This window comes from Actinoplanes sp. HUAS TT8, assembly GCF_051380535.1.
GTDB lineage: Bacteria > Actinomycetota > Actinomycetes > Mycobacteriales > Micromonosporaceae > Actinoplanes.
This window is the reverse complement of record NZ_CP195646.1, coordinates 1,163,439-1,178,810: the sequence shown is the minus strand read 5'-3', so window position 1 is coordinate 1,178,810 and position 15,372 is coordinate 1,163,439. Positions and strand designations below refer to the sequence as shown.

Sequence of the window (15,372 nt, the reverse complement as noted above, 5' to 3'; positions counted from 1 at the left end):
CTCCGAAACAATCGGTTACGTATCAGCAATTGTTCGCCTGAATGTGTGTCGTTAAGGTCCTACGGCATCAGGCGCAACGAAGCAAGCCCCGCGATCGCCGCCGATGAGGCGGCAGGTGATTTTTCGACGCACGCGGGGTTTGCGGGTGGCGGGAAATCGCCTGCCTCCTCATCGGTTACAAGGCGATCGCCGCGGAGCGAAGCGGAGCCAGCTAGCTCTAGCGCTGGGGATACTGCAGGGAGTAGACACACGATCACAGGCGCTCAAGGCGCACTGCGCGTGCTCAAGATCGACTATGAGAGGGGCCGCAAATGACGACCGATGTCGTCCGCGCCGCCCTCGTCCAAACCAATTGGACGGGCGACAAGGAATCCATGATCAAGGCGCACGAGGCTTATGCCCGTGAGGCCGCCGCCCAGGGCGCGAAGGTCATCTGCTTCCAGGAGCTGTTCTACGGGCCGTACTTCTGCCAGGTCCAGGACGCCGAGTTCTACGAGTACGCCGAGTCGATCCCCGGCCCGACGACCGAACGTTTCCAGGCCCTCGCCGCCGAGCTCGGCATGGTGATGGTCCTGCCGATGTACGAGAAGGAGCAGGAGGGCGTCCTCTACAACACGGCCGCCGTCCTGGACGCCGACGGCACCTACCTCGGCAAGTACCGCAAGAACCACATCCCGCAGGTCAAGGGCTTCTGGGAGAAGTTCTACTTCCGTCCCGGCAACCTCGGCTACCCGGTCTTCGACACCGCGGTCGGCCGCGTCGGCGTCTACATCTGCTACGACCGGCATTTCCCGGAGGGCTGGCGGGCGCTCGGCCTCAACGGCGCGCAGATCGTCTTCAACCCGTCGGCCACCAGCCGCGGCCTGTCGTCGTACCTCTGGCAGCTGGAGCAGCCGGCCAGCGCGGTGGCCAACGAGTACTTCATCGGCGCGATCAACCGGGTCGGCGTCGAGGATCTCGGGGACAACGACTTCTACGGGCAGACGTACTTCGTCGACCCCGAGGGCAAGTTCGTGGGCGAGGTCGGTGACACCCACAACCCCGAGCTGATCGTCCGTGACCTGGACCTGAGCCTGCTCAAGACGGTCCGCGAGCGCTGGCAGTTCTACCGCGACCGCCGGCCCGACAGCTACAACGGGCTGGTGCAACCATGAGCATTCTGATCAAGGGCGGGACGGTCGTCGGGCCGACCGGCGCGTCCCTCGCCGACGTGCTGATCGACGGCGAGACGATCGTGGCGCTCTTCGCGCCCGGCCAGGCGCCGGACGGGCCCGAGATCATCGACGCGACCGGGAAGTACGTGATCCCGGGCGCGATCGACGCGCACACCCACATGCAGATGCCGTTCGGCGGCACCGAGGCCAGCGACACGTTCGACACCGGCACCAGGGCGGCGGCGATCGGCGGCACCACCACGATCATCGACTTCGCCATCCAGCGGTACGGCGAGGTCGTGCAGGACGGGCTGGCCGCCTGGCACGGCAAGACGGCCGACCAGTGCCACATCGACTACGGCTTCCACATGATCGTCGGTGGGGTCGACGACGAGTCGCTCAAGGCCATGGACCAGCTCGTGGCCGGCGAGGGGATCACCAGCTTCAAGCTGTTCATGGCCTACCCGGGCGTCTTCTACTCGGACGACGGGCAGATCCTGCGGGCGATGCAGAAGGCGCGCGACAACGGCGCCATGATCATGATGCATGCCGAGAACGGTCCGGCCATCGACGTACTGGTCAAGCAGGCTCTTGAACGTGGCGAGACGGATCCGGTCTTCCACGGTCTGACGCGCCCTCAGGAGCTGGAGGCGGAAGCCACCAGCCGGGCCATCTGGCTGGCCAGCGTCGCCGCCGACTGTCCGCTCTACATCGTGCACCTGAGCGCGTCGAAGGCCCTGGAGCAGGTCCGCAACGCCCGTGACCTGGGCCGCAACGTGTTCGCCGAGACCTGCCCGCAGTACCTGTACCTGACCCTGGAGGACCAGCTCGGCGCGCCCGGTTTCGACGGCGCCAAGTGGGTCTGCTCGACGCCGCTGCGCAGCGGTAAGGAGAGCCACCGGGCCGACCTGTGGCAGGGCCTGCGCACCAACGACCTGTCGGTGGTGTCGACCGACCACTGCCCGTTCTGCATGAAGGATCAGAAGGAGATGGGCATCGGCGACTTCTCCAAGATCCCGAACGGCATCGGCAGCGTCGAGCACCGGGTGGACCTGCTCTACCAGGGTGTCGTCGACGGCAAGCTGTCCCTGGCCCGCTGGGTGGAGACGATCGCGACCACGCCGGCCCGGATGTTCGGCATGTACCCGAAGAAGGGCATCATCGCGCCCGGCTCGGACGCCGACATCGTGCTCTACGACCCGAACGGGCGGACCCGGATCAGCGTCGAGACGCACCACATGAACATGGACTACTCGGCCTGGGAGGGCTGGGAGATCGACGGCAAGGTCGACACCGTCCTGTCCCGTGGCGAGGTCATCTCCCGGGACGGCGAGTACACCGGCCGTCCCGGCCGCGGGAAGTACGTCCCGCGCGGCCTCTCCGACTACCTGCTCTGAGAGGGGGCGCACATGGACATCGGTGTGGTGATGCAGAACGACCCGCCCGCCCTCGCGCTGGTCGAGTGGGCCAAAAAGGCCGAGGCGGCCGGGTTCAGCCACTTCTGGACGTTCGACTCGCACGTGCTCTGGCAGGAGCCGTACGTCGTCTACTCGGCGATCCTGGCCGCGACCGAACGGATCGTGGTCGGCCCGATGGTGACCAACCCGGGCACCCGGGACTGGACGGTCACCGCCTCCACCTTCGCGACCCTCAACGAGATGTACGGCAACCGGACCGTCTGCGGCATCGGCCGCGGCGACTCGGCGCTGCGCGTCCTCGGGCTCACCCCGCAGACCCTGGGCCAGCTGCGCGAGAGCGTGCAGGTGATCAAGGGCCTGGCCAACGGTGAGAAGATGAACGTCCGCGGCAACGAGATCCAGCTGGCCTGGGCCTCCGAGAGCCGCCTGGAGGTGTGGGTCGCGGCGTACGGGCCGAAGGCTCTGGCCCTGACCGGCGAGGTCGGCGACGGGTACATCCTGCAGCTGGCCGACCCGGACATCGCCGAGTGGATGATCAAGGCGGTCCGCAGGGCGGCCTCCGAGAAGGGCCGGGATCCCGACAGCATCAAGTTCTGCGTCGCGGCGCCGGCCTACGTCGGTGACGACCTGGAACATCAACGGGACCAGACCCGGTGGTTCGGCGGCATGGTCGGCAACCATGTGGCCGACATCGTGGCCCGCTACGGATCGTCCGGTGCGGTGCCGCAGGCGCTGACCGACTACATCAAGGCGCGGCAGAGCTACGACTACGCCGAGCACGGGCGGGCCGGCAACAGCCACACCACGTTCGTGCCGGACGAGATCGTCGACCGGTTCTGCGTGCTCGGGCCGGTCGAGAACCACGTCAAGCGCCTGGCGGAGCTCAAGCAGCTGGGCGTCGACCAGTTCGGCGTCTACCTGCAGCACGACGGAAAAGAGGAGACCCTCGCCGCGTACGGCGAGAAGATCATTCCGGCGTTCGCATGAGGCGCGCGCTCGCGATCCTGACCGGTCTCCTCGTCGCGGCGGCGCTGTGGGAGGGCTACAAGGCGGTCGGCAACCCGGAGGGCACGGTTCTCTTCGGCGTACGGGTCCTGCCGCGCGCCGACGACCTGTCGATGCCACACCTGTGGACCATCGCGCAACGCCTGAGCCGTCCGGAACTGACCGGCGGTGACCCGGTGTGGCTGGTGGTGCTGCGCGCCTGCCTGTTCACGCTCGGCATCACGGCCGCCGGTTTCCTGGCCGGTGCGGTGGTCGGACTGCTCCTGGCCGTGGCCATGCAGCGGTTCCGGATCGTCGAGCGCGGGCTTCTGCCGTACGTCATTCTGTCCCAGACCGTGCCGCTGGTGGCGCTCGCGCCGCTGGTGGCCGGCTGGGGCGGCAGCATCATGCCGCCGTGGGCGACCGTCGCGGTGATCGCCGCGTACCTGGCGTTCTTCCCGATCGCCGTCGGCATGCTGCGCGGCCTGCAGTCACCGTCGGCCAGTGGCGAGGAGCTGATGCGCAGCTACGCCGCCGGCTGGTGGCGCACGCTGGTCAAACTCCGCTTCCCGGCCGCGCTGCCGTACCTGTTCCCGGCGCTGCGCCTGGCCGGGGCGGCGGCCGTGGTCGGCGCGGTGGTCGGCGAGATCTCGACCGGCACCCGGGGCGGGATCGGCCGGCTGATCATCGAGTACTCCCGGGAGGCCACCTCGGATCCCGCCAAGGTCTACACGGCCATGCTCGGGGCGGCGCTGCTCGGCCTGCTCGTCGCGGGCGCCGTCAGTCTGCTGGAGGTGCCGCTGATGCGCCACCGCCGCCACGTGGAGGTGGTCACCCTGTGAGTGCGGTTGAGATCAGCAGTGTCAACAAGATCTTCAATCAAGGCAGATCCGATGAGGTACGGGCGTTGTCCGATGTCGACCTCACGATCGCCGACGGCGAGTTCGTGTCGCTGATCGGCCCGTCCGGATGCGGTAAGAGCACCCTGCTGCGGCTGATCGCCGACCTGATCCCGGCCTCGACCGGCACCGTCACGGTCGCCGGGAAGCCGGCCGACCAGGCCCGGCGCGAACAGGCCTACGGTCTCGCCTTCCAGCAGGCCGGCCTCTTCGAGTGGCGCACCGTCCGCAAGAACGTCGAACTCCCCCTGGAACTGCGCGGTGTCGCCAAGTCCGAGCGCAAGGCCCGCGCCGAACAGATGCTGGCCCTGGTCGGGCTGGCCGACTTCGCCGGCCACTACCCCGGTCAGCTCTCCGGCGGCATGCAGCAGCGCGTCGCCATCGCCCGCGCCCTGGCCGTACAGCCGCCGCTGCTGCTGATGGACGAGCCGTTCGGCGCGCTCGACGAGATGACCCGGGAACGCCTGCAGTCCGAGCTGCTGTCGATCTGCGCCACGACCGGGACCAGCACGGTCTTCGTCACCCACTCGATCTCGGAAGCGGTGTTCCTCTCGGACCGGGTGGTGGTGATGTCGGCCCGCCCCGGCCGGATCACCGCGTCGATCGACGTCGACCTCCCCTCCCGGGACGACACCGGCCGTCAGTCCCCCGCGTTCTTCGAGAAGATCACCGAGGTCCGGAAGGCGCTGCGCGGATGAGGCGCCTGCTGCCGCCGCTGATCACGGGAATCCTCGCCCTGGTCCTCTGGGAGCTGTTCGTCAAGCTCGGCCGGGTCGCGCCGTTCATCCTGCCGGCCCCCTCGGCGATCTGGGCGCAACTGGTCGAGCAGCGCGGCAACGTCTGGGACGCAGCCCTGGCCAGCGGGGCCAACGCGCTCACCGGCCTGATCGGCGGCACCCTGGCCGCGGTGCTGGCGGCGCTCGCGGCCAGCCGGTTCCGGGCCCTCGGCGAGATCTCGGTGCCGTTCGCGGCCCTGATCAACGCGCTGCCGATCATCGCGCTGGCCCCGATCCTCAACAACATGTTCGAGACCACCAGCAGCATCCCGCGCCGGCTGGTCACCGCGATCGTGGTGTTCTTCCCGGTCTTCCTGAACACGCTGCGCGGGCTCCGCGAGGTCAACCCGGTGCACCAGGAACTGATGCGGACGTACGCGGCCGGCGGCTGGACGTTCGCGGTCAAGGTGCGGCTGCCGGGCGCGCTGTCGCACCTGTTCACCGGGCTACGGCAGGCGTCGTCCCTGGCCGTGATCGCGGCCGTGGTGGCCGAGTACTTCGGCGGGCTGCAGGACGGGCTCGGGTCGAGGATCACGTCGGCGGCGGCCTTCACGGCGTACCCCCGCGCCTGGGCCTTTGTCTTTGGGGCCTGCCTTCTGGGGCTGACCTTCTATCTCGTGACGCTCCTGCTGGAGCGTCTGGCGATGCCGTGGCGTCAGCGGCTGATCGCCTGAGTTCCCCGCCCGCTCCTGATTCGTCCTCGCTCACCGTTCGCCCATCACCACCTCGGAGAACAAAATGCGACGTAACCGGATATTTGCCTCTATTGCTGCCGCTTCTGTACTTGTGCTCACCGCGTGCGGCACCGCGGACTCCCCCAGCACCCCCGCCCCCGGCGCCAGCGGCGCACTGACCCCGATCAAGCTGCAGCTGCAGTGGTTCTTCCAGGCCCAGTTCGCCGGCTACATCGCCGCCGTCGACCAGGGCTTCTACAAGGAGCAGGGCCTCGACGTGCAGCTCCTCGAAGGCGGCGTGGACATCGTTCCGCAGACCGTGCTCGCGCAGGGCAAGGCCGACTACGCGGTCGCCTGGGTGCCGAAAGCCCTGGCCTCGCGCGAGCAGGGCGCCGGGATCACCGACGTCGGGCAGATCTTCGCGCGCTCCGGCACGTACCAGGTCGCCTGGAAGGACAGCGGCATCAAGACCGCCGCCGACCTCAAGGGCAAGAAGGTCGGCAACTGGGGCTTCGGCAACGAGTTCGAACTGTTCGCGGGCATGACCAAGGCCGGGATCGACCCGGGCAAGGACGTCACGCTGGTCCAGCAGCAATTCGACATGCAGGCGCTGCTCAAGAAGGAGATCGACGCCGCCCAGGCGATGAGCTACAACGAATACGCCCAGCTGCTGGAGGCCAAGAACCCGGCCACCGGCAAGCTCTACACGGCCGACGACTTCTCGATCATCGACTGGAAGACCGAAGGGTCGTCGATGCTGCAGGACGCCGTCTGGGCCAACACCGACAAGCTCAGCGACCCGGCCTACCAGCAGCAGACCGTGAAGTTCCTGACCGCCACCATCAAGGGCTGGGCGTTCTGCCGCGACAACGCCGAGAAGTGCCGTGACCTGGTCGTCGCCAAGGGCTCCAAGCTCGGCAAGAGCCACCAGCTGTGGCAGATGAACGAGGTCAACAAGCTGATCTGGCCGTCCACCGGCGGGATCGGCGTGATCGACGACGCGGCCTGGAAGCAGACCGTCGACATCTCGCAGACCACCAAGAACCAGACCGGCGACACCGTCCTGAAGAAGGCGCCCGAGGGGCTGGCCTACACCAACGACTACATCAACCAGGCGATCACGGCGGCCAAGGCGGGCGGTGTCGACGTCAACGGCTCCGGCTTCCAGCCCACCACCGTCACCCTGACCGAGGGCGGCGCCTGATCGGTCCCTGGGTCTGGTTCTTCACAACCAGACCCAGGGTCAACACCGGTTTCCCGTACGTCCGTCCGGCCGCTCAGATCGGAATCAGGCGGGCGGCCAGCGCGACCGTCGTCAGATCACCGTTACGCAGCTTCTCCGCCGAGTCGGCCTCACCCAGGCCCTCCAGGCGCACGGCCGAGGCGTCGATCAGCGCCTCCTCCCCGTCGAGCAGGCGCCGGGCGATCCGGGCCTGGGCCGGGCTCAACTCCGCGTACGCGCACCGGTCGAGGGCGGCCACCGTCTCCTGATCCAGCCGGCCGGCCAGGGCACGCTCGGTGACGACCTTCAGCAGCCAGCTCGGCCACCACGCATACTTCCCGATCACCTGACCCGAGTGCAGCGCCACCGCCGGATCCTGACCGGCGGCCAGCAGCTTGACGGCCAGATTCGTGTCGAACCGCTCCAGCCGCAGCGCGCTGACGAAACAGCGCAGGATCGGCTGCGTCTTCACGAACTCCTCGGCCTCGTGCGCGGCCTCGCCCGTCTTGCCCTCCAACAGGTGGATCAGGGCGTGCGCCTCGCGCAGCTCGAAGCCGTCACCGGAACGCTCCTGCAGCCGGGCGACCGTGGAGATCAGCCGCTCGACGCCCTTGCGGGCCCGCTCGGCCAGCTCCTCGCTGGCCGGCTTGTTCAGGTGCCGGACCTGCACGTCGAGGGCGATCTCGGCCTCCCGGCGCAGCAGCGGCGACGGGATCTTCGGAACGATCTCGTCGCCCAGGCCCTCGGTGAGAATGCCGAGATCGAACTTCTCCGAGGCCTGCTGGAACTGGTCCCACCACGACGCTGGGTGCCGCTGCTGTCGCATCACGCAACCAAGAGTGACCCACCCGCTAACCAACAACAAGTGATTCCGGCATCACCCTGGGTGTTTACGCTCGCTGGCCGCATCGGTCAGACCGGCCGGGTTCAACATCCCGGCCTTGACGACGATGCGACTCAGCGGACGGGTCAGTTCGGCCAGCCGAAGGCAGCCCTCGTCGCCGAGAACCCGGTACGCCGGCTCGGCCAGCCGGTCGGTCGCCGCCTCCAACGACTCGCGCAACCGGCGGCCCTCCTCGGACAACTCGTCCCCGGTCATCAGACCACGCTCCCGCAGCCCCTCGGTGGCGGTTGCCCACTGCTCGCGCCGCCAGCCCCGGGTGACCCGCAGGAACCGCCCGTCGATGGCGCCGGTCGCCACGTGCAGGATGATCGCCTCCAGGCCGCTGATCCCGGCCTCGACCAGGGTCGCGATGTGCCCGTCACCCCGGAACTCCCGCAGCAGCGTCTGCGCGTGGAACAGTCGCAGGTGCGGCGCGTCGGGCCAGGGCAGCTCGGTGTGCGCGGCGAACAACGGCCGGCCGTGCGGCACCGTCGCCGCGTGCCGCGCCGCCGTCTCGGCCAGCTCGGCCGCCTCGGTGATCTCCCGGGTGGCCAGGTTCTCCGCGCCCAGCGCCCGGGTCAGCGCGGCGTCGGCGATCTCCAGCCGGACGTCGATCATCCGCTCCGGCGTGACCAGGTCCCAGGCGGCCGGCAGAGCCCGGGCCACCAGGGCCGGGTTGAAGTTGTAGAACGTCGCCGACACCAGCGCCGGCCCGGTCCGGCCGAACGCGGCGCCCCGCGCGGCGAAATACCCGGCCATCGGATCGAGCCCGGCCGCCGCATAGATCTCCGACGCCTCCGGAACCAGGTAGACCAGCGCGTGCAGCGGCTCGGTCACCCGCCAGGCCAGCCGCGACGGGCTCTCGGTCCCGGCGGCGGTCACGGGCGGTTCTCGGTGACGGTCACGGTTCCCACGGCAGCTCCTCGGCTTCGGCGACTACGGGCGCGGAGCCGGAATGCTCGGGCGCGGGCCGCCCGGACACCGTATGCCACCTCCCCGACCGCCGCGCCGCCTCCCGGGTCACCATGTGCACCGGCAGCGGCGGAGGCGGGAAGGGCCCGGCGCCCCAGCGCACCCAGATCGCCAGCCGCCCGGCCGCGGCCTCGGCGAGGAGCTTGTCGACCGTACGCTGCCGGTCGCTGCGGTCCACCTCGATCGCGATCGGCGCCGCCCCGGCCGGCCGGGCGCAGGCCACGTCCAGCACGGAGTTCCCCCGCAGCGGCGGCGGCAGCGGAAAGACGCTCGGCGCCCGCCGGTAGACCCGCCACTGCTGGGCGGTCGCCCACTCCTCGATCGCGTCCACGATCCGGGTCGTCGCCTCGGCCTCGGTCAGGTCCGCGAACGTCACCTGCTCCAGCCAGTCACCCAGTGACCTCGCCGTGCTCGTCCCGTCGTCCGCGGTGTCCATCCCCGCCACCCTATCGGCCCTTTCGCCCCCACCCCCGCACCAGCCCCGCCACACGCACACCCCCCGGCTGGTGCTCACGGCTGCAAAACACCCCCAGAACAACCATGAGCACCAGCCGAGTCCCGCGACCCGCGCGGCCGCCCGGCGCCCGGCAGCGCTCGCAGAACCCAGCTGGCACTCACGGTCGCAAAACACCCGCTGAACGACCGTGAGCACCAGCTGGGAACGCGAGCCGCGGGGTGGGCCGGTGCCCGGCGGCGCTCGCGGGGTTCGGCTGGTGCTCATGGTTGTTTTTCGGGGATTTTGCAGCCGTGAGCGCCAGCCGGCGGGCGGGGGCGCGGCTGGGGGTGGAGTGGCAGCGGCTTTGCGTGGCGGGGGCGGGCGGGGCCGGGGTGGGTGGTTGCGGTGTGGGTGGGTTTGTTGGGTTGACCGCGACCAACCGACCAGGTCGCCCTTGCGGGCCTCGCGTTCTGGGCGCGCCGGCGCCCTGCGAGGGTCGGAAGGGTCCCCGCGGGAGCGACGGTCTGGACCCCGGCGGACCGGGGCAATGAAGAATGTGATTTTGGGGTTCAGGCGGCAGCCGGGAGTGAGTGCTGCTGGGCGGCGAGGCGGGCGGTGAGTTCGGCGGCGGTGACCGGGCGGCCCAGGTGGTAGCCCTGGCCGACCGTGTAGCCGAGTTTGAGCAGGCGGTCGGCCTGTTCCTGGTTCTCGATGCCTTCGGCGACCGTGTCCAGGCCGAGGGCGTCGGCGAGCTGGGCGACCGCGCGGGCGACGGCCTGGCGGGCGTTGGCCGGGGCGCTGCCCTGTTCGTCGAGTTCGATGTTGTCGACGAACGACTTGTCGAGTTTGACGATGGCGGCCGGGAAGGCGCGGAGCAGGCTGAGGGAGGACTCGCCGGTGCCGAAGTCGTCGAGGGCGAGGCGGACGCCCATGTCGTGGACCTCGTGCAGGACGCGCAGGACCTGGTGGCCGCGCAGGACGGCGGATTCGGTGAGTTCCAGGACGAGCCGGCCGGCGGGCAGGCCGCTGTCGGCCAGGGCGGCGCGGACGTCGTCGACGAAGTCCGGGTCGTGGAGCTGGCGGACCGAGACGTTCGGGGCGGCCTTCTCCAGGACGTCGGGGCCGAACTCGGCCAGCCACTCGGCGGCCTGGCGGCACGTCTCGCGCAGCACCCAGCGGCCGAGGGGCACGATGAGGCCGGTGCGTTCGGCGGCCGGGATGAAGTCGATCGGGGACACCATGCCGCGCTCCGGGTGGAACCAGCGCACGAGCGCCTCGACGCCGACCACCCGGCCGGTGCGCAGGTGCACGATCGGCTGGTAGACGAGCTTGAACTCGCCCGCGTCGAGGGCGCGGCGCAGATCACCGCCGAGCTGGGCGTGGGCCTGGGCCGGCTTCTCCATGCCGGCCGCGTAGCGCACCCAGTTGGCCTTGCCGCGCTGCTTGGCCGTGTACATGGCGGCGTCGGCGTCGCGCAGCAGGTGGCTGGCCGGGGTGCCGGCCGGGGCCGACGCGATGCCGGCGCTGGCGTGCACGAGCAGCCGGTGCGCGCTGATCGGGGCGGCGATCGCGGTCATGATGCGTTCGGCGACCGCGCGGTCCTGCCCGGGGGTGGTGACCAGCACGGCGAACTCGTCGCCGGCCAGCCGGGCCGGTTCGCCGTCGTCGCCGGTGGCGATCCGCAGCGTGTCGGCGAACGCGATGAGCAGTTCGTCGCCGACGTCGTGGCCGAGCGAGTCGTTGACCGTGTTGAAGTCGTCCAGGTCGACCAGGAGCACGGTCGCCGGGCCGTCGGCCAGGACGTTCTCCAGGCGCTGCTTGAACAGGACCCGGTTGCCGAGGCCGGTCAGGGCGTCGTGGGTGGCCTCGTACTGCAGGCGGGCCTCGGAGGCCTCGCGCTCGCGCAGCAACCGGACGTTGTCCCGGTTGACCAGGAACTGGCGGGCCAGGACCAGGCCGGTGACGGCGGCCGCGGTCAGGACGACGATCCGGCCCTCCGGGATGCCGTCGGCGCCGGGCGGGCGGAACAGCACGTCGGCGAGGGGGACGTCGACGGCCAGGACGGCCAGGTACGGCAGCCACACGTTGGCGCGGCGGCGCGGCGGGCGCGCGGCGGCCCGGCGCTGCCGGTACGCGGCGACCGACACGGTCAGCGCCACCATCGGCAGGAACAGCGTCTGCCCGGGGAGGATGCCGTTGTAGCCGTACTTGCCGTCGAGCAGCGCGTTCGCACCCACGGCCAGGCCCATCGAGGCGACCGCGCGGACCGCGATCCGGTCGACCGGGCCGCCGACGATGTACGAGACCTTGGTGACCGCCCCGGCGGCGAACGCGAACGCCAGGATCAGGATGATCAGACCGGCCGGGGTCCACTGCTCGCCCGAGGTGACCATCGGGAGCAGTCCGAAGTGCCAGAGCACGGCGACGCAGCCGAGGAAGGCGATGGTGCGGTCCAGCCACTGACGGATCCGCTCCTGGCGGCTCTGCACACCGAGCGGCACGCGGGCCACCGCCCAGATCGCGGTGAGCAGCCCGGACCCGGCGAACACGGCACCGGCCAGCGGCATGTCGGGCAGGATCGGCGCCGAGAGCACGGCCGCGCCGGCCAGGAACGCGAACCCGACGGTGACCAGCAGGCAGCCGATCTCGAGGGCACGCCAGAACCGGCGGCCGATCGGGTCCTGCGGCGTCTCGCGGCGCAGGGCGCGCGCCGCGAACACGGCGACGCCGGTGGCCAGCGGCATGAACACGTAGCCGACCGCGACCGAGCCGAGGCCGGTGACCACCCACATCACGTACCACAGGATGCTGACCAGGACGATCACCCCGGTGAGCACGACATGACGCGACGGCCTGGTCATGAGGCGAACTCCCGGGAGCGCTGCTTGTCGGCGTACATCCGCAGGTCGGCGAGGTGGAGCAGGTTGTCCGGCTGGTCCGCGCGCCCGGAGGCGACACCGACGCTGGCGCCGACCGCGAGACTCTGCCCGCCGATCGGGGCGGGCCGGGCCAGGGCCGAGCGTAGCCGCTCGGCGATGGCCCGCGCCTCGTCGGCGCCGGATCCGACCAGAACCGCGAACTCGTCGCCGCCCAGCCGGGCCGGGACGTCCCCGGCGCCGGTGCAGGCCAGCAACTGCTCGGCGACGTGGCAGAGCACGGCGTCGCCGGTGGCGTGCCCGTACGTGTCGTTGATCTGCTTGAATCCGTTCAGGTCGACCAGCAGCACCGCCACCTCGGCGGTCCCGGCCGCCCGGACCCGGTCGTTGAACTGCCGGCGGTTGGCCAGCCCGGTCAGCGTGTCGTGGCCGGCCTGGAAGCGCAGCCGCTCGCGCAGCTCCCGCTCCTCGGTCATGTCCCGCGCGTTGATCACCACGCCGCCGATGCCGCGCTCCTCGACCAGGTTGACCGCGACCACGGACAGCCAGCGCCAGCTCTCGTCCTCGTGCTGCGCGCGCAGTTCGAACGCCGCCTTGGCGCCCGGCTCGGCGAAGACCTTGTCCATCTCGGCGACGGCCCGGTCCACGTCCCCCGGGTGGATCATGTCGAACATGCTGCGGTTCAGGAACTCGTCGAGCGTGCCGCCGATGACCCGCTCGACGGCCGGGTTCATGTACTTGACGATGCCGCCGGGCCCGACGATGGCGGTGATGTCGGAGGCGTGCCGCAGCAGCGCCTCCTGACGGCGTTCCCGGCGGCGGATCTCGGCCAGGCTCTCGTCGAGCTGGTCGAGCAGCGTGTTGTTCTCGGCCAGCGCCAGCATCTGCCGCCCGACCACCAGCGCCACGTTGAGCAGCAGGCCGATCAGGGCACCCCAGGCGGAGACGCCCAGGCCCTGGGTGGCCAGCACCGTGACCAGGGCGATCACGCAGATGACGGTGCCCAGGTAGGGCAGCAGGCTGTAGCGGCGACCGGCGGCCGCGCGCCGGCCCGGCGTGGCCGCGCGGGAGCGGCCGGCCACCGTCTGCAGGCGCGGCGCGACGACCGTGAGCAGGCACGGGATCAGGATCAGCAGGGACGGCGCGGTCAGGCCGTGCAGGGTCATGTTGGGCAGCAGGGCGTTGCCGATCGCCTGGACCATGCAGCAGGCGATCAGGGGCACGGCGGCCTGCCAGGCGATCGGGCTCGAACCACTCAGACCGAGACGTACGGCCAGGAAACCCCCGATCAGCAGGATCCCGCACCCGAAGATCGAGGCCGCGTAACCGGCCGGACCGGAGTGGGCCATGCTCGGGCGGGTCAGCAGGCACCAGATCGCCACACCGGCCGCGCTCAGGATGATGGCGCTGTCCAGGGCGACCCGGATGCGGGTGTCGCGGGACCACAGCCGGCTGGGGTGCAGCATGCCGACGACGCAGACCAGGATCACGCCGAGCACCCCGAGCACGCTCTGCACCGGCTGCAGGGCGAAGTCGGTCCGGTGCGGGTGGCTCAGCACCCAGCCGAGCTGGAACCCGTCGCCGACGGTGAAGAGCACGCCGGCCACGCCCATCGCCCGCCAGAACCGGCGGTTGGCCGGGGCCAGCCCGGGGTCGCGGAACAGCGGGCGGCTCAGCAGGTAGGTGCCCAGGTCGGTGAGCGGGGCGACGACCCAGCAGAGGACCAGGCGGAACCGGTCATCGCCGAGGTTCAGGGCGAAGACACCGCAGAGCACCACGGCGAGCAGGATCAGCGGGGCGAGAACCCGGTCGCGCCAGGTCATCCGCACCTCCCCCGCCGTTCCCGATCCGCGATCCGTCCGAGCATTGTTCGGCGCGGAGATCCGCGCGTTTAGGGTTTCCGCGTCCGCCCTTGAAGAGAACTTCGCCCGCCGGTCATCAACCGCCCCTTAGATTCACGTATCTGAATCTCTAAACAAAGGGGACAGTCGATGCGACGTACGGGTGCGATCCTCGCCGGGGTGCTGACGGCGACGGCCCTGACCACACCGGCCCGGGCCGCGGTCAGCAACGCCGACCTGGCGCTGCGCTGGGCGCCGATCCACTACCAGGACGTGGACCAGACCGGTGACCACGCGCTGGGCGGCAAGTCCGACTACATCACCCGGTACGACTTCGACGGGGACCTCACCGGGCGCAACAACTGGGACGACGCGGGCAAGGACGTGACCGCGTACGCGTACTACTCGGTGGTCGAGACCGGCAGCCACTGGTTCGTGACGTACTTCTTCTTCCACCCGCGGGACTGGGTCGACCACCCGTTCTTCGAGACCGAGCACGAGAACGACGGCGAGGGGCTCCTGGAGGTGATCGAGAAGGACGGGACCGACTACGGCAAACTGCGCGCCGCCGTGACCGTGGCGCACAGCGACTTCTACTCGTACACGCCGACCGGCAGCACCTGGACCAACGGCGGCGAGACGATCGACGGAACGCTGCAACTGCAGAACAACCCGCACGACGGGCTGTCCCACCCGGTCACCGCGCAGGAGGCCAAGGGGCACGGGCTGAAGGCGTACCCGCAGTACAACATCGTCGGTGACGGGATCGTCTACTACCCGTCGACCGTGGCCGAGGCGCCGTCGAACGCCGACGACCGGGACGTGCAGTACAAGCTGATCGACATCTTCGCCGCGGGCGGGATGTGGGCCCAGCGCGCCAACCCGGCACTGTTCGCGTCGCTCGGCACGTTCGCCGGGGACACCACGGGGGGCTGCGGCACCGGGACGTTCGGGTGCGGGACCAACTCGGCCAACGCGCCGTGGGGGTGGGACGACGGGAACGACGTACCGGCCCGCGGGGAACTGGCGACCGACCCGGCGAAGCTGTCGGAGGCCTACTTCACCGTGCCCGGGACACTGTCGCGGACGTACGTCAGCAACGGGTACGCCGTCGCCGCGGCCGCCCTGCGCCAGGCCGCGGAGACTCTGCCCCGGACCGTCGACTAGCTCACAGTGGAACCGGGGGACGGCCGCCGCCGTCCCCTCCGGTTGACAGGCGGGGGCGCACTGGGCGAAT

At 70.3% G+C, this 15,372-nt stretch carries 13 protein-coding genes; 8 read left to right on the top strand and 5 right to left on the bottom strand.

Annotated elements, in window-relative coordinates:
* Positions 1–311 precede the first annotated feature (311 nt).
* The 7 genes from ACSHV8_RS05230 to ACSHV8_RS05200 all read left to right on the top strand — a co-directional run bounded on the left by ACSHV8_RS05230 (position 312) and on the right by ACSHV8_RS05200 (position 7,109).
* Positions 312–1,154 carry a nitrilase-related carbon-nitrogen hydrolase gene (locus ACSHV8_RS05230; protein WP_436529915.1) on the top strand — a complete coding sequence of 281 codons (843 nt, stop codon included), beginning with the start codon at positions 312–314 and terminating at the stop codon, positions 1,152–1,154.
* The gene (gene hydA, locus ACSHV8_RS05225) at positions 1,151–2,551 is read left to right on the top strand and encodes a dihydropyrimidinase (RefSeq protein ID WP_436529913.1); all 1,401 of its coding nucleotides are present in this window, start codon (positions 1,151–1,153) and stop codon (positions 2,549–2,551) included. The genes ACSHV8_RS05230 and hydA overlap by 4 nt, the downstream gene beginning before the upstream one ends.
* Positions 2,552–2,563: 12 nt before the next feature.
* On the top strand, positions 2,564–3,559 hold the full coding sequence (locus tag ACSHV8_RS05220) for a TIGR03842 family LLM class F420-dependent oxidoreductase (protein WP_436529911.1): 996 nt from the start codon (positions 2,564–2,566) through the stop codon (positions 3,557–3,559).
* The gene (locus ACSHV8_RS05215) at positions 3,556–4,398 is read left to right on the top strand and encodes an ABC transporter permease (RefSeq protein WP_436529909.1); all 843 of its coding nucleotides are present in this window, start codon (positions 3,556–3,558) and stop codon (positions 4,396–4,398) included. Before ACSHV8_RS05220 ends, ACSHV8_RS05215 begins: the two co-directional genes overlap by 4 nt.
* Before the next feature lie 65 nt (positions 4,399–4,463).
* Positions 4,464–5,153 carry an ABC transporter ATP-binding protein gene (locus ACSHV8_RS05210; protein WP_436529907.1) on the top strand — a complete coding sequence of 230 codons (690 nt, stop codon included), beginning with the start codon at positions 4,464–4,466 and terminating at the stop codon, positions 5,151–5,153.
* Entirely contained in the window at positions 5,150–5,905 is a 756-nt protein-coding gene (locus ACSHV8_RS05205) for an ABC transporter permease (RefSeq protein ID WP_436529905.1), read from the top strand. The genes ACSHV8_RS05210 and ACSHV8_RS05205 overlap by 4 nt, the downstream gene beginning before the upstream one ends.
* Before the next feature lie 112 nt (positions 5,906–6,017).
* Positions 6,018–7,109, top strand: a complete 1,092-nt coding sequence (locus ACSHV8_RS05200) for an ABC transporter substrate-binding protein (protein WP_436529903.1) — start codon at positions 6,018–6,020, stop codon at positions 7,107–7,109.
* Positions 7,110–7,182: 73 nt separating this feature from the next.
* Here ACSHV8_RS05200 and ACSHV8_RS05195 read toward each other — a convergent pair whose 3' ends face one another.
* The 5 genes from ACSHV8_RS05195 to ACSHV8_RS05175 form a co-directional block, all read right to left on the bottom strand.
* On the bottom strand, positions 7,183–7,953 hold the full coding sequence (locus ACSHV8_RS05195; RefSeq protein ID WP_436529901.1) for a hypothetical protein: 771 nt from the start codon (positions 7,951–7,953) through the stop codon (positions 7,183–7,185).
* Between the two features lie 51 nt (positions 7,954–8,004).
* The gene (locus ACSHV8_RS05190; protein WP_436529899.1) at positions 8,005–8,892 is read right to left on the bottom strand and encodes an SCO6745 family protein; all 888 of its coding nucleotides are present in this window, start codon (positions 8,890–8,892) and stop codon (positions 8,005–8,007) included.
* Positions 8,893–8,911: 19 nt separating this feature from the next.
* The gene (locus ACSHV8_RS05185) at positions 8,912–9,418 is read right to left on the bottom strand and encodes a hypothetical protein (RefSeq protein ID WP_436529898.1); all 507 of its coding nucleotides are present in this window, start codon (positions 9,416–9,418) and stop codon (positions 8,912–8,914) included.
* 569 nt (positions 9,419–9,987) lie between these two features.
* The gene (locus tag ACSHV8_RS05180) at positions 9,988–12,279 is read right to left on the bottom strand and encodes a putative bifunctional diguanylate cyclase/phosphodiesterase (RefSeq protein WP_436529896.1); all 2,292 of its coding nucleotides are present in this window, start codon (positions 12,277–12,279) and stop codon (positions 9,988–9,990) included.
* Positions 12,276–14,117 (bottom strand): diguanylate cyclase domain-containing protein, encoded by a 1,842-nt coding sequence (locus tag ACSHV8_RS05175; protein WP_436529894.1) that lies wholly within the window; start codon positions 14,115–14,117, stop codon positions 12,276–12,278. Before ACSHV8_RS05175 ends, ACSHV8_RS05180 begins: the two co-directional genes overlap by 4 nt.
* Positions 14,118–14,285: 168 nt before the next feature.
* On the opposite strand from ACSHV8_RS05175, the gene ACSHV8_RS05170 reads away from it, so the two are divergent.
* Positions 14,286–15,302, top strand: coding sequence for a hypothetical protein (locus ACSHV8_RS05170; protein ID WP_436529892.1), 1,017 nt, complete (start codon positions 14,286–14,288; stop codon positions 15,300–15,302).
* Positions 15,303–15,372 lie beyond the last annotated feature (70 nt).

Bases quoted from the DNA above. Each gene is read 5' to 3' on its own strand.
- ACSHV8_RS05230 (WP_436529915.1), top strand. From the start codon at position 312: ATGACGACCGATGTCGTCCGCGCCGCCCTCGTCCAAACCAATTGGACG.
- hydA (WP_436529913.1), top strand. From the start codon at position 1,151: ATGAGCATTCTGATCAAGGGCGGGACGGTCGTCGGGCCGACCGGCGCG.
- ACSHV8_RS05220 (WP_436529911.1), top strand. From the start codon at position 2,564: ATGGACATCGGTGTGGTGATGCAGAACGACCCGCCCGCCCTCGCGCTG.
- ACSHV8_RS05215 (WP_436529909.1), top strand. From the start codon at position 3,556: ATGAGGCGCGCGCTCGCGATCCTGACCGGTCTCCTCGTCGCGGCGGCG.
- ACSHV8_RS05205 (WP_436529905.1), top strand. From the start codon at position 5,150: ATGAGGCGCCTGCTGCCGCCGCTGATCACGGGAATCCTCGCCCTGGTC.
- ACSHV8_RS05195 (WP_436529901.1), bottom strand. From the start codon at position 7,953: ATGCGACAGCAGCGGCACCCAGCGTCGTGGTGGGACCAGTTCCAGCAG.
- ACSHV8_RS05185 (WP_436529898.1), bottom strand. From the start codon at position 9,418: ATGGACACCGCGGACGACGGGACGAGCACGGCGAGGTCACTGGGTGAC.
- ACSHV8_RS05180 (WP_436529896.1), bottom strand. From the start codon at position 12,279: ATGACCAGGCCGTCGCGTCATGTCGTGCTCACCGGGGTGATCGTCCTG.
- ACSHV8_RS05175 (WP_436529894.1), bottom strand. From the start codon at position 14,117: ATGACCTGGCGCGACCGGGTTCTCGCCCCGCTGATCCTGCTCGCCGTG.
- ACSHV8_RS05170 (WP_436529892.1), top strand. From the start codon at position 14,286: ATGCGACGTACGGGTGCGATCCTCGCCGGGGTGCTGACGGCGACGGCC.